Origin of the sequence: Pseudomonas edaphica, from assembly GCF_965277385.1 — a bacterium.
GTDB classification, from domain to species: Bacteria; Pseudomonadota; Gammaproteobacteria; order Pseudomonadales; family Pseudomonadaceae; genus Aquipseudomonas; species Aquipseudomonas edaphica.
This window is the reverse complement of the sequence record NZ_OZ255725.1, coordinates 3,967,081-3,979,510: the sequence shown is the minus strand read 5'-3', so window position 1 is coordinate 3,979,510 and position 12,430 is coordinate 3,967,081. Positions and strand designations below refer to the sequence as shown.

13 protein-coding genes and 1 pseudogene are annotated in these 12,430 nt (G+C 61.7%); 4 read left to right on the top strand and 10 right to left on the bottom strand.

All coding sequences use genetic code 11. From position 1 onward, the window contains the following. The first annotated feature begins 150 nt into the window (after window positions 1–150). The 4 genes and pseudogenes from ACQY47_RS18075 to ACQY47_RS18060 all read left to right on the top strand — a co-directional run bounded on the left by ACQY47_RS18075 (window position 151) and on the right by ACQY47_RS18060 (window position 5,319). Complete coding sequence (locus ACQY47_RS18075; protein WP_003176346.1) at window positions 151–393, top strand: exodeoxyribonuclease VII small subunit; 243 nt, start codon at window positions 151–153, stop codon at window positions 391–393. Next, on the top strand, window positions 390–1,277 hold the full coding sequence (locus ACQY47_RS18070) for a polyprenyl synthetase family protein (protein WP_428550715.1): 888 nt from the start codon (window positions 390–392) through the stop codon (window positions 1,275–1,277). Before ACQY47_RS18075 ends, ACQY47_RS18070 begins: the two co-directional genes overlap by 4 nt. A gap of 110 nt (window positions 1,278–1,387) precedes the next feature. After that, on the top strand, window positions 1,388–3,286 hold the full coding sequence (dxs, locus tag ACQY47_RS18065) for a 1-deoxy-D-xylulose-5-phosphate synthase (protein WP_017136004.1): 1,899 nt from the start codon (window positions 1,388–1,390) through the stop codon (window positions 3,284–3,286). A 137-nt stretch (window positions 3,287–3,423) separates the two neighbouring features. Further along, window positions 3,424–5,319, top strand: a pseudogene (locus ACQY47_RS18060) (TonB-dependent receptor domain-containing protein). Between the two features lie 22 nt (window positions 5,320–5,341). Here the strand turns inward: ACQY47_RS18060 and ACQY47_RS18055 are convergent. From ACQY47_RS18055 to ACQY47_RS18010, 10 genes are all read right to left on the bottom strand, one after another. Beyond that, window positions 5,342–5,707, bottom strand: coding sequence for a hypothetical protein (locus ACQY47_RS18055; protein ID WP_395600566.1), 366 nt, complete (start codon window positions 5,705–5,707; stop codon window positions 5,342–5,344). A gap of 128 nt (window positions 5,708–5,835) precedes the next feature. After that, complete coding sequence (locus tag ACQY47_RS18050) at window positions 5,836–6,636, bottom strand: cobalamin-binding protein (RefSeq protein ID WP_138451027.1); 801 nt, start codon at window positions 6,634–6,636, stop codon at window positions 5,836–5,838. After that, window positions 6,633–7,052: an MFS transporter gene (locus ACQY47_RS18045; protein WP_428550710.1), complete on the bottom strand. Its 420-nt coding sequence runs from the start codon at window positions 7,050–7,052 to the stop codon at window positions 6,633–6,635. Before ACQY47_RS18045 ends, ACQY47_RS18050 begins: the two co-directional genes overlap by 4 nt. Then, window positions 7,049–7,666, bottom strand: a complete 618-nt coding sequence (ribA, locus tag ACQY47_RS18040; RefSeq protein ID WP_428550707.1) for a GTP cyclohydrolase II — start codon at window positions 7,664–7,666, stop codon at window positions 7,049–7,051. The genes ACQY47_RS18045 and ribA overlap by 4 nt, the downstream gene beginning before the upstream one ends. 129 nt (window positions 7,667–7,795) lie before the next feature. Continuing rightward, on the bottom strand, window positions 7,796–8,521 hold the full coding sequence (locus ACQY47_RS18035) for a substrate-binding periplasmic protein (RefSeq protein ID WP_099547555.1): 726 nt from the start codon (window positions 8,519–8,521) through the stop codon (window positions 7,796–7,798). Between the two features lie 55 nt (window positions 8,522–8,576). Further along, on the bottom strand, window positions 8,577–9,542 hold the full coding sequence (gene thiL / locus ACQY47_RS18030) for a thiamine-phosphate kinase (protein WP_428550704.1): 966 nt from the start codon (window positions 9,540–9,542) through the stop codon (window positions 8,577–8,579). A gap of 16 nt (window positions 9,543–9,558) precedes the next feature. After that, window positions 9,559–10,059 (bottom strand): transcription antitermination factor NusB, encoded by a 501-nt coding sequence (gene nusB / locus ACQY47_RS18025; RefSeq protein ID WP_017135996.1) that lies wholly within the window; start codon window positions 10,057–10,059, stop codon window positions 9,559–9,561. Further along, complete coding sequence (gene ribH / locus ACQY47_RS18020; RefSeq protein WP_003176356.1) at window positions 10,056–10,532, bottom strand: 6,7-dimethyl-8-ribityllumazine synthase; 477 nt, start codon at window positions 10,530–10,532, stop codon at window positions 10,056–10,058. Before ribH ends, nusB begins: the two co-directional genes overlap by 4 nt. Window positions 10,533–10,620: 88 nt before the next feature. Next, on the bottom strand, window positions 10,621–11,712 hold the full coding sequence (gene ribBA / locus ACQY47_RS18015) for a bifunctional 3,4-dihydroxy-2-butanone-4-phosphate synthase/GTP cyclohydrolase II (protein ID WP_017135995.1): 1,092 nt from the start codon (window positions 11,710–11,712) through the stop codon (window positions 10,621–10,623). A 15-nt stretch (window positions 11,713–11,727) separates the two neighbouring features. After that, entirely contained in the window at window positions 11,728–12,390 is a 663-nt protein-coding gene (locus tag ACQY47_RS18010) for a riboflavin synthase (protein ID WP_017135994.1), read from the bottom strand. Window positions 12,391–12,430: the final 40 nt, after the last annotated feature.

Sequence of the window (12,430 nt, the reverse complement as noted above, 5' to 3'; positions counted from 1 at the left end):
GCCGAATAAAATGCCTAATCGGCTCACGAAATGAGCCGAATAAGCATTTTATTCGGCTCAACGGCAGACCAGTGACAGCCCCGCTCATTTGCCCAGAATCCCCATGTCTGCTAGTGTCGCGCCGGTTTACCGTCTACCGGATTAGCCGCCATGGCCCGCAAAAAAGTTGCACTCGATTTCGAACAATCCCTCGCCGACCTGCAAACCCTGGTTGAGCGTCTGGAGAACGGCGAGTTGTCGCTGGAAGACTCGTTGACGGCGTTTGAGCAAGGCATCGGCCTGACGCGCGACTGCCAGAGCGCGTTGGCGCAGGCAGAGCAGAAGGTGCAGGTGTTGCTGGAGCGCGACGGGGAGTTGGCCGAAGAACCTTTCGATGCGGAACAGCCCGAATGATCGATGCGTATCAGGCCAGCAGCCAGGCCCGGGTTAATGCGGCGCTCGAACCTTTGTTCGTAGCGCCAGGCCCGGAGATGAAGCGCTTGTATGAAGCCATGCGCTACAGCGTGATGAACGGCGGCAAACGTGTGCGCCCGCTGCTGGCGTATGCGGCCTGTGAAGCCCTGGGTGCGCCGGCCGAGCACGCCAATGGCGCGGCGTGTGCGGTTGAGCTGATTCATGCCTATTCCCTGGTGCATGACGATTTACCGGCCATGGACGATGACGATCTGCGTCGCGGCCAGCCCACCACCCATAAAGCCTTTGACGAAGCCTACGCGATCCTCGCCGGTGACGGCTTGCAGAGCCTGGCGTTCAGCGCCTTGCTGGACCCGCGCCTGAACAGCGTGAATGCCGAGATCAGCCTGCGCATGGTCACGGCCCTGGCCTTGGCCGCAGGCCCGGCCGGTATGGTCGGCGGGCAGGCCATCGACATGGGTTCGGTCAGCCTCAAGCTCGACCAAAAAGCCCTCGAACATATGCACCGTCACAAGACCGGCGCGCTGATCGAAGCCGCCGTGCACTTGGGCGCCCTGGCCAGTGGCCGCGCCGAAGCTGCGCAATTGGCGGCCCTGCAGACCTATTCCCGGGCCATCGGCCTGGCGTTTCAGGTGCAGGACGACATTCTCGACGTGGAAAGTGACACCGCCACCCTGGGCAAACGCCAAGGCGCGGATATCGCACGAGACAAACCGACTTATCCGGCGTTGCTGGGTCTTGATGCCGCCAAGGCTTACGCCCTGGAACTGCGCGACCTGGCCCTGGACGCCCTGCGACCTTTCGACGCGGCGGCCGAGCCACTGCGCGACCTGGCGCGGTATATCGTCGAACGCCGCCACTGATAACCGCGGCCTTTCGCGCCGCATATCGGCCAAGTTCGGCGCCCTGCGTGGGCAGTTTGCACCGCTTGAGGTAAACTGCCGCCTCTTCTATACCTATAACGATTCGCCTGATGCCCACGACGTTTCAAGAGATTCCCCGCAAGCGCCCGTCCACGCCCCTGCTCGACCGTGCTGTCACGCCGGTTGGCCTGCGTCGACTGGGTGAAGCCGAGCTGGAAACCCTGGCCGATGAGTTGCGCCTGGAATTGCTCTACACGGTCGGCCAGACCGGTGGGCATTTCGGTGCCGGGCTGGGCGTCATCGAGCTGACCATCGCCCTGCACTACGTGTTCGACACCCCGGACGACCGGCTGGTGTGGGACGTGGGCCATCAGGCGTATCCGCATAAAATCCTAACAGGCCGCCGCGAGCGCATGGGCAGCCTGCGCCAGAAGGACGGCCTGGCCGCCTTCCCGCGCCGGTCCGAGAGCGAGTACGACACCTTTGGCGTCGGCCACTCCAGCACCTCCATCAGCGCCGCGCTGGGCATGGCAATTGCCGCCCGCCTGCAAGGCAGCGATCGCAAGGCGATTGCGGTGATTGGTGATGGCGCGCTGACCGCCGGCATGGCCTTTGAAGCACTGAACCACGCGCCGGAAGTGGACGCCAATATGTTGGTGATCCTCAACGACAACGACATGTCGATTTCGCGCAATGTGGGTGGCCTGTCCAATTACCTGGCAAAAATCCTTTCGAGCCGCACCTACGCCAGCATGCGCGAAGGCAGCAAGAAGGTGCTCTCGCGCCTGCCCGGCGCGTGGGAAATTGCCCGGCGTACCGAAGAATATGCCAAGGGCATGCTGGTACCCGGCACCCTGTTTGAAGAGCTGGGCTGGAATTACATCGGCCCGATCGACGGCCATGACCTGCCGACCCTGATCGCCACGCTGCGCAATATGCGTGACCTCAAGGGCCCGCAGTTCCTGCATATCGTCACCAAAAAAGGCAAAGGCTTCGCTCCGGCAGAAGTCGACCCGATTGGTTACCACGCCATCACCAAGCTCGAACCCGTGGATGCGCCCGCCGCTGCGCCGAAAAAAGCCAGCGGGCCGAAGTATTCCGGCGTGTTTGGCGAATGGCTGTGCGACATGGCCGCCGCCGACCCGCGCCTGGTGGGTATCACCCCGGCGATGAAGGAAGGCTCCGACCTGGTGGCATTCAGCGAGCGTTTCCCGCTGCGCTACTTCGATGTGGCAATTGCCGAGCAACACGCGGTGACCTTCGCCGCCGGCATGGCCTGTGAAGGCGCCAAGCCGGTGGTCGCGATCTACTCCACCTTCCTGCAACGCGGCTATGACCAGCTTGTTCACGATGTGGCGGTGCAGAACCTCGACGTGCTGTTCGCCATCGACCGCGCAGGTTTGGTCGGCGAAGACGGCCCGACTCACGCCGGCAGCTTCGACTTGTCCTACCTGCGCTGCATCCCCGGCATGCTGGTGATGACCCCGAGCGACGAAAACGAGCTGCGCAAGATGCTCAGCACCGGCCACCTGTACAACGGCCCGGCTGCCGTGCGCTACCCGCGCGGCAACGGCCCGAATGCAGTAATCGAGAAAAACCTCGAGCCGATCGAGATTGGCAAAGGCATCGTGCGCCGCCAGGGCAGCAAGGTCGCGTTTCTGGTGTTCGGCGTGCAAGTGGCCGAAGCCCTGAAGGTCGCCGAGAAAATCGACGCCACCGTGGTCGACATGCGCTTCGTCAAACCGCTGGATGAGACCTTAGTGCGTGAAATCGCCGCCAGCCATGAACTGCTGGTGACCGTCGAAGAAAACGCCATCATGGGCGGTGCTGGCGCGGCAGTCAGTGAGTTCCTGGCGCGGGAGAACATCCTCAAGTCGGTGCTGCACCTGGGCTTGCCGGATGTGTATGTGGAACACGCCAAACCGGCGCAGATGCTGGCCGAATGTGGCCTGGATGAGGCGGGGATCGAGGCTTCGGTGCGCGCGCGCATGGCGCTGCTGGGCCTGTAAAACACTCATAACATGTGGGAGCTGGCTTGCCTGCGATAGCATCACCTCGGTCTTACTGAAAAACCGAGGTGACCGCATCGCAGGCAAGCCAGCTCCCACATTGTTTTTGTATTGCTGCTCAATGCTATGGACAGCCCATGAATCGCCTTCGTTTTGCCCTGCCCCTGCTGTTGCTCCCCGCCACTGACGTGCTGGCCGACAGCTTCGAGCGCGACGACGCCCTCAAACTCCCCAACGTGGTGATCAGCGCCAACCGCCAGGTGCAGGCGCGTAACGACAGCAGCGCCGCCAACAGCGTGTTTACCCGCGATGACATCGACCGCTTGCAGCCCACCAGCGTGAGCGACTTGCTCAGCCGTGTGCCCGGTGTGCAGGTGGCGCAAAGTGGTGGCCGTGGCAGCGTGACCAACGTGTATGTGCGCGGCACGTCCACCGCCCAGAGCCTGGTGTTGGTGGATGGCCAGCGCATCAGCAGCTCCACCACCGGCACCAGCAACCTGCAATACCTCAACATCGACCAGATCGAACGCGTAGAAGTGCTGCGCGGCTCGCGCTCGGCGATCTACGGCAGCGATGCGGTTGGCGGGGTGATTCAGATCTTCACCCGGCGCAACACCGAGTCGGGCCTGTAACCGCGCCTGCACGTGGGCTTTGGCAGCAATCAGACGTGGGAGCGCAGCCTGGGACTGTCCGGCGGCGACCAGCAAACCCGCTTCAGCCTTGGCGCCAGCCTGGATGACACGGCGGGGATCAACCGCACACGCACGTCGTACCCGAGCGATGGCGACCACGATGCTTATCGCAATAAAGCCATCAGTTTCAGCCTGAGCCATGCCTTCACTGATGACATCGACGCTGGCGTGAATGTGCTGGATAACCGTGGCAAAAGCGAATTCGACAACCCTTTTGGTCGCTATGACTCGCTCACCTACCAGAGCTTCCAGCAAAAACCCTATACAGACTTCACCGTCAGCAGCGTCAGCAGCTATGTCGACGCGCGCATCAACGATGCGTGGAAGTCTCGCCTAGAGCTGGGTCACAGCGAAAACCGCGAAAAAACCCTGGATAAACTCAGCGACGACCGCAGCGTGTTCAACACCTACCGCGACTCGCTGACCTGGCAGAACGACTTGACCCTCAATGATCAGAACAGCCTGATCCTGGGCGGCGACTGGTACGAAGACCGGGTCAACAGCAGTACGGTGCTCGCCGAAGACAGCCGCTGGAACCGCGCCGCGTTTATCCAGCACCGCTTTGAAGCACAGTATTTTTCCACCGAGCTGGGCCTGCGCCGCGACCAGAACCAGCAATTCGGCGGTCACAACAGCTGGAGCGGCACCCTGACCCTGCCGGTGAACCCGTATAACGACCTGTTGTTCAGTTACAGCGAAGGTTTCCGCGCACCGACCTTCAACGACCTTTATTACCCGGACGAATACGGCTTCAAAAACGCCAACCCAAACCTGAAACCCGAAACCTCCAAAAGCTATGAACTGCAATGGCGCAGCCAGCTCAGCGACACCAGCCGCCTGGAGGCGTCGCTGTACCGCACCGATATTCAGGACGCCATCGTGTTCGGCAGCGACGGCCCACAAAACGTCAGCTCGGCCCGCATCAATGGCTTTGAAGCAGCGCTCAAGCAAGAACTGTTCGGCTGGCAAGGCAGCCTCGGGCTGGCGATGATTGACCCACGCGACCGCGACACCGGCCGCACATTGGCCCGCCGCGCCAGACGCACGGTGAGCCTGGATCTGGATCGCCAATTCGATCAGTTTGGCGTCGGCGCCAGCTGGCAAGCGGTAAGCAGCAGCTACGATGACCCGAAAAACCAGCAACGGTTGGGTGGTTACGGGTTGCTGGGGCTTCGCGCCAGTTGGGCGGTGAACCGTGAAGTAACATTGAACATGAAGGTCGATAACCTGCTGAACAAAGACTACAGCCGGGCGCTGTATCAGTATCAAGGCCAACAATACGGCTACCGGGAAGAAGGCCGGGCGCTGTTGTTTGGAGTGACCTGGACGCCGGAACTGTAACGCCAGCGCGCACTATCAATGGTCAGTACTGCCTCTTGATCCGCTCGTTAGACGTCAGGCCGCCTGCTGCCACCTGCTTGCTGCACGTTGAGTAGCCCCAGGCATTTGCCCAACCGTGGGAGGTGAACGAGACGAAATAATCGGCTCTTTTACCATCGCGCTCCAACGCGTAATCAAAGCACTGGGAGGTGCCGCCACGGATCGAGGTGATTTTCGCAGGCTTCTGGATAGTGAGGAGGTCTTGCTGGGTGCTGTCCACCGTTGCGGTCCTGTCCACCACCGGATGATTACCAAAGGTCCTCAGTTCGGAAAGTCTTTGGGAAATATCGCACCCGCTTATAAGCGCCAATGCGAAAGCGGCGCCGGCCATCGCCAATAGATAACGCATGATGTGTCCTTGATCAGCTCGAATGGGAGAGCCGCGAAACTAGCACTCCTAGGCGGGTAGATCGCCAGGCAAAATCCGATGGTTTTGACAGACTAATCGCACCGCAGCAGACGAAAACACAGCGACTCTCAGCGCTGGGCAGCCATTGCCTGACAGAGCTTCGCGATGGCCTCAACCATCTGCCCGCTGGGCCGCTCCAGCCCCTTGTCGGGCACGACCTGCAAACGACCTTCAGCCACCGCCGCGATCTGAGGCCAGGCCTTCCACTCGTCGAGTTGCGCCTGATCACCCGCCAGGATCAGCTGGGGATTGCGCTGCAACACTGACTCGACGCTGACCTGCGGCGCGGGCAGCTTGAGGTCGGCAAACACGTTGCGTGCGCCACATACCTCCAAGGCATCACTGATGATCTGCCCGCCGCCCACGGTGTACAGCGGCTGGTTCCATACCTGATAAAACACACGTAACGGTTCGGCGCGCTGATAGCGTTGGCGCAGTTCGGCCAAGCGTTGGCGTAACTGCGCGGCCAGCGTGCGCCCCGCCGCTTCGCGGCCCAATTGTTGAGCGATGGCTTGTACCTGGGCCGTCAGCTGTTCAAGGCTATGGGGTTCAGCCACATAAACCGGGATATTCAGGCGCTGCAATTGCTCGCGCTGGGCCGGGCCGACACTGCCGGGCCAGAGCAGAATGAGGTCGGGCTTGAGGCTGAGCAAGCGCTCCATATTCAGTTGGCCGTATTGCCCAACCGACGGCACTTGGGCCAATGCCGCCGGGCGCTCGCCGCCATCGAGCACGCCCACCAGCAGGTCGGCGGCGCCCAGTTCGACCACGATTTCGGAGAGAGACGGCGCCAGGCTGACGACACGTTCAACCGCAATCGCCTGGGCACTGAATGCCAGCACCAGAAGCGACAGCCAAACACGCATCATCCCAGCTGACGCGGGATGCGATAGAGATAGAACAGCACCAGTGTCGACAGCGCCAGCAGGCACAGCGGCACCGCTTCCAGGCCGACGAACACGGCCAACGCGCCGATCCAGGCCGGCAGTGCGGCTACCAACAAAGCCGCACGCCGACGGGCCGCGAGGGTAATCCACGCAGCCGGTTCTTCGGGCGTATCGAGAACTTTGGAAGTGGCGATCAGTGCGTGTTTATAGCCATGAAAATAACGCAGGCTCAGAAACATCGAGGCCACGCCGGCAATAAAGAGCGGCATGGCCAACACAGGAAGCAGGGATTGGGCTTGCCCGAACACCAGGTTAAGCACGAACAGCGGGAGCAATGCCAGGGCCAGGTACTGCCACCAGTTGAAGGACAGTCGCCGTTTTACCTGGCCACGGGTCACGCGCGGTCGACCTCGCCCAGATGCTCGTTACCCATCATGTGGTCGAGCTTGCTGGCTTTGGTGGCCAGGTAGAGCTTGTTGTGCGGGTTTTGCCCGGTGTGCAGCGGCACGCGCTCGGCCACGGTGATGCCCATCTCGGTCAAGGCTTTGACCTTGCGCGGGTTATTGGTCATCAAACGCAGGGATTTGACGCCCAAATGCTCCAGCATCGGCAGGCAGATCGCGTAGTCGCGCTGGTCGGCGGCAAAGCCCAGGCGTTCGTTGGCTTCGACGGTATCGGCGCCACCATCTTGCAGCTCGTAGGCGCGAATCTTGTTCATCAGGCCAATGCCGCGGCCTTCCTGACGCAAGTACAGCAGCACACCACGGCCTTCACGGGCGATGGCGCGCATCGCTGCTTCCAGTTGCGAACCGCAGTCGCAGCGCTGGCTGAACAAGGCGTCGCCGGTCAGGCATTCGGAATGCACGCGGCCGAGCACCGGCGCGCCGTCGGCGATATCACCCAGGCTGAGCACGACGTGCTCGCGGCCAGTGGCCTCTTCGAGAAAGCCGTTCATGGTGAACGTGGCAAAAGGGGTAGGCAGCTTGGAAGCGGCGACGAAAACGACGGGCACCGTGTGCTCCTGATTTCAGATTTCACAGAGGGCGTCATTGTAACAGCAGGTTCCTACAGACGCTTAAGCTGAATTATCGCTGATAAAGATCAATAGGTTCGATTGGCCTTCGTCCTGGTTCTATGCAGGTCAGAACGGGTACGGTTGTTTCCAGTGCTCGAAAATCGCTTTCAACTCGCCGCTCTTCACCAACGTGGCCATGCGTTGCTCATAAACCCCCATCAATGCCCGCCCACGCTCGGTGTCGGCAAAGCCTATGTAGAGCGGCAGTTCGGCTATATGAGTGAGCTTGAATTGCGCCGGGTCATCCGACTGGCTGAGCACGTATTTGGCTTCAGTGAGGGCATCAATATAGAAGTCGGCGCGGCCGTGTTGCAGCATCGGCAGGATGCCACTCCGACGTTCTATCGGGTTGAAGCGGCGCACATTCGGCAGGTATTCCTCGTACTTGTAGCCGCGCACCCAGGCCAAACGATAATTGCCCAGCGTGGCGATGCTCGGTGCAGGTGTGGCTGCCAGCCCTAGGGCGTAGATGTGGTCGGAGTCGAAATTCCAGTGCGGGTACAACACGCCACTGGCTTCGTCGCGATAGGAACCGACCCAGCCATCCACCTCGCCACGCTGGGCCAGGCCGACCGAACGGGTATAGGGCACGCTGCGGGTTTGCACGGTAATGCCCACCGGTTCGAAGATCTTTCGCAACACATCCCAGGCCAGGCCGCTGCCATCTTTGTTGGTGTAGTCGTTCCACTGCTCACTGGCCAGCATGATCTTGCCAGGGACAGGTGCTTCATCGGCGAGAATCTGGGTTGCGAGAGCGCACAACACTATCAGCAGCCAACGGCGCACACCCATGGTGACTACCTCCTGTACAGGGATAACCGTATAGAGGGTAGCGCAGGTCTGTCGCTTACGGCGTGTCGCGAAAATGCTGATAGCCGCGCACGGCTGGCGTGATGTCTTGCCCGGCGGCGTCAATCAGCGTCACGCCCTGCCCCGCCGTGACCCGGCCGATCACGTGAATCGGCCAGCCGTCCGCCAACAGCGGCGCCAGCTCGGCCGGTGGCAGGGTGAACGCCAACACATAGTCGTCGCCCCCGCTCAACGCGGCCACACGGGCATCGTCATCGCCAACAAACGCCAGCAACGCCTGGGATAACGGCAGTTTCTCACGCTCAATGACCAGCCTGACAGCCGATGCCTTGGCGATATGCCCACAATCGGCCAGCAGGCCGTCGGAGATGTCCATCGCAGACGTGGCCTTACCCCGAAGCGCGAGGCCCAGCGCCAACTGCGGTTGCGGCGACCAGTAATGGGCGAGCAGCGGATCAGCGATAGCTGCGTCCGCCGTGCGTTGCCCCAATACCAGCGGCAAAGCGCCGGCAGCGTTACCCAGCTCACCACCCACACACAGCAAATCACCCGGCTGCGCACCGCTGCGAACCAGCGCCTGCCCGGCCGGCACACGGCCAAACACGGTCAGGGTCAGGCTAAGCGGCCCGCGCGTGGTATCGCCGCCCACCAGCCCCACGCCGCAGCTTTGCGCCATGGCGTTCAAACCCTGGGCGTAGCGTTGCAGCCAATCGGCATCGACGGTGGGTGTGGTGAGTGCGAGGGTGAAGGCCAGAGGATGGGCGCCCATGGCGGCCAGGTCGCTCACTGCCACGGCCAACGAGCGCTGGCCGAGCAGGAACGGGTCACAGGGGTCGGCGAAGTGCACGCCAGCCACCAGCGTATCGGTGGAGATTGCCAACTGCTCCCCGGCAGGGAGCGCCAGCAGGGCGCAGTCGTCGCCGATCCCCAAGGCAATGCCTTCACCGCCCTGCGCACAGGGCGCAGCGGCGAAGTAATTGCGGATCAGCTCGAACTCACCCATTCAGGACTCAAGCGACTTAGCGCTTGTGTTCCTTCACTTCAGCTTCGCGCAGGCGCGGGGCCAGCTTGTCGAGCACGCCGTTGACGAACTTGTGGCCGTCGGTCGAACCGTAGACTTTCGCCAGCTCGATACCTTCGTTGATCACCACGCGGTAAGGCACGTCGACGCGCTTGAGCAACTCCCAGGTGGACAGGCGCATCACGCACAGTTCAACCGGGTCGAGTTCTTCAATGGTCAGGTCCAGGCATGGTGCCAGAGCCGTGTCGATCTCGGTCAGGTTGGCATGCACACCGTGCAGGATATCGTGGAAGTAGCTCTGGTCGGCAAACGTGAAGTCGTTGTCGACGCGAAACTGCGCTTCGATTTCGTTCAGCGAGGCACCGGCCATCAGGCGCTGGTACAGCGCCTGGGTCGCGAGTTGACGCGCCTTACGGCGCTTCTCGCTTTTGGATGGCTTGCCGGCATCGGCTGGACGCGGATCCTGTGGGTTGAACTGATCGCTCTCGTCGGAAATCACTTGGCCTCCAACTGCGACAGCAGGCTAACCATTTCCAGTGCGGACAAGGCAGCTTCTGCGCCCTTGTTACCGGCCTTGGTGCCGGAGCGCTCGATGGCTTGCTCGATGGAATCTACGGTCAGTACGCCGAAAGCGACTGGCACGCCGAACTCCATGGACACCTGGGCCAGGCCCTTGGTGCATTCGCCAGCCACGTATTCGAAGTGCGGAGTACCGCCCCGAATGACCGCGCCCAGGGCGATGATCGCCGCGTATTCACCCTGCTGTGCAACTTTTTGCGCAACCAGTGGAATTTCGAAGGCGCCAGGGGCGCGGATGATAGTGATGTCGCTCTCGCTCACACCGTGGCGAACCAGGGCATCCACGGCACCGCTTACCAGGCTTTCAACCACGAAGCTGTTGAAGCGGCCAACCACCAGGGCATAGCGGCCTTTGGGGGCGATGAAGGTACCTTCGATGGTCTTCAGGGTCATTCGACAAATCTCTTAAAGAGCCGGGACGCGAAAAGTGCGTCCCTCAGTGATGATTTAACCGCGAACAAGGGGCAGAAAACGCCAGCCTTTATTCGGAGGGCACGTATTCTACAACTTCCAGGTCGAATCCGGATATCGCATTAAATTTCATCGGTGCGCTCATCAGGCGCATTTTGCGCACACCGAGGTCACGCAGAATCTGCGAACCGGCACCGACGATGCTGTAGGTGGTCGGTGTTTTGACCTGGGTGTGCTCGGCGGTTTCACGAATATGCGCGAGCAATACGTCGCCATCCACCGGGTTGCCCAGCAGCAACACCACACCGCTGCCTGCCTCGGAAACCGCGGCCATGGCGGCGCGCAGGCTCCAGCGGCCCGGCTGCTTGACCATCAGCAGGTCGCGCAGCGGGTCCATGTTATGTACGCGCACCAGGGTCGGTTCTTCAGCGCAAATGCTCCCCAAGGTGAGGGCCATGTGCACATCGCCTTCGACTGAATCACGGTAGGTCACCAGGTTGAACTGGCCCAGTTCGCTGTCCAGCGGCTGCTCGGCAATCCGCTGAACGGTACGTTCGTGGATCATGCGGTAGTGAATCAGGTCGGCAATGGTGCCGATCTTGATGCCGTGTTCGGCAGCAAACGCCTCGAGTTCGGCGCGACGGGCCATGGTGCCGTCGTCGTTCATCACTTCGCAGATCACGCCGCTTGGCTCGAAACCGGCCATGCGCGCCAGGTCACAGGCCGCCTCGGTGTGGCCGGCGCGAGCGAGGGTGCCGCCCGGTTGGGCCATCAGCGGGAAAATGTGGCCGGGGCTGACGATGTCTTCGGCCTTGGCGTCTTTGGCCGCAGCGGCTTGCACCGTGCGGGCGCGGTCGGCGGCGGAAATGCCGGTGGTGACGCCGGTGGTCGCTTCAATCGATACGGTGAACTTGGTACCAAAACCCGAGCCATTGCGCGGCGCCATCAACGGCAGCTTGAGCAGCTCGCAGCGCTCGCGACTCATGGGCATGCAGATCAGCCCACGGGCGTGCTTGGCCATAAAGTTGATGTGCTCGGGCTTGCACGCCTCGGCGGCCATGATGATATCGCCTTCGTTCTCGCGATCTTCGTCATCCATCAGGATGACCATCTTGCCTTGGCGGATGTCTTCAACCAGTTCTTCGATGCTATTGAGCGCCACGCGGCACCCCCTTGGTCAGGATTTCAGGTAGCCGTTAGCGGCCAGAAAACTTTCAGTGATGTTCCCGGATGCTGGCTCTGCGGCCTTATCGCCCATCAGCAGGCGCTCCAGGTAACGGGCAAGCAAGTCGACTTCCAGGTTCACCCGGCGACCTGGCTGGTACGACGCCATGATGGTTTCGCTCAGGGTGTGCGGGATGATGGTCAGTTCGAATTCGGCGCCATTCACGGCGTTCACAGTCAGGCTGGTGCCGTCGACGGTGATCGAGCCTTTGTGGGCGATGTACTTGGCCAGCTCTTTCGGCGCACGAATGCGAAATTCCACGGCGCGCGCGTTTTCGCTGCGTGCAACCACCTCGCCGACGCCGTCAACGTGGCCGCTGACCAGGTGTCCACCGAGTCGGGTGGTCGGGGTCAGCGCCTTTTCCAGGTTGACCGGGCTGCCGGCTTTGAGGTCGTTCATCGCGGTGCAGTCCAGGGTTTCCCGGCTGACGTCGGCGGCAAAGCCGTTACCCGGCAACTCGATGACGGTCAGGCACACGCCGCTGACAGCGATGCTATCGCCCAGCTTGACGTCGCCGAGGTCGAGCTTGCCGGTTTCAACCAGCAGGCGTACGTCGCCGCCCTTTGGGGTCATGGCGCGGATGCTGCCGATGGATTCGATAATGCCGGTGAACATGGCCTTCTCCTGGAAAACGGGACGGGCGCTGGAGCGCCCG

Bases quoted from the DNA above. Each gene is read 5' to 3' on its own strand.
- ribH (WP_003176356.1), bottom strand. From the start codon at position 10,532: ATGACCCTGAAGACCATCGAAGGTACCTTCATCGCCCCCAAAGGCCGC.
- ACQY47_RS18035 (WP_099547555.1), bottom strand. From the start codon at position 8,521: ATGGGTGTGCGCCGTTGGCTGCTGATAGTGTTGTGCGCTCTCGCAACC.
- ACQY47_RS18075 (WP_003176346.1), top strand. From the start codon at position 151: ATGGCCCGCAAAAAAGTTGCACTCGATTTCGAACAATCCCTCGCCGAC.
- ACQY47_RS18070 (WP_428550715.1), top strand. From the start codon at position 390: ATGATCGATGCGTATCAGGCCAGCAGCCAGGCCCGGGTTAATGCGGCG.
- ACQY47_RS18050 (WP_138451027.1), bottom strand. From the start codon at position 6,636: ATGATGCGTGTTTGGCTGTCGCTTCTGGTGCTGGCATTCAGTGCCCAG.
- dxs (WP_017136004.1), top strand. From the start codon at position 1,388: ATGCCCACGACGTTTCAAGAGATTCCCCGCAAGCGCCCGTCCACGCCC.
- ACQY47_RS18010 (WP_017135994.1), bottom strand. From the start codon at position 12,390: ATGTTCACCGGCATTATCGAATCCATCGGCAGCATCCGCGCCATGACC.
- thiL (WP_428550704.1), bottom strand. From the start codon at position 9,542: ATGGGTGAGTTCGAGCTGATCCGCAATTACTTCGCCGCTGCGCCCTGT.
- ACQY47_RS18055 (WP_395600566.1), bottom strand. From the start codon at position 5,707: ATGCGTTATCTATTGGCGATGGCCGGCGCCGCTTTCGCATTGGCGCTT.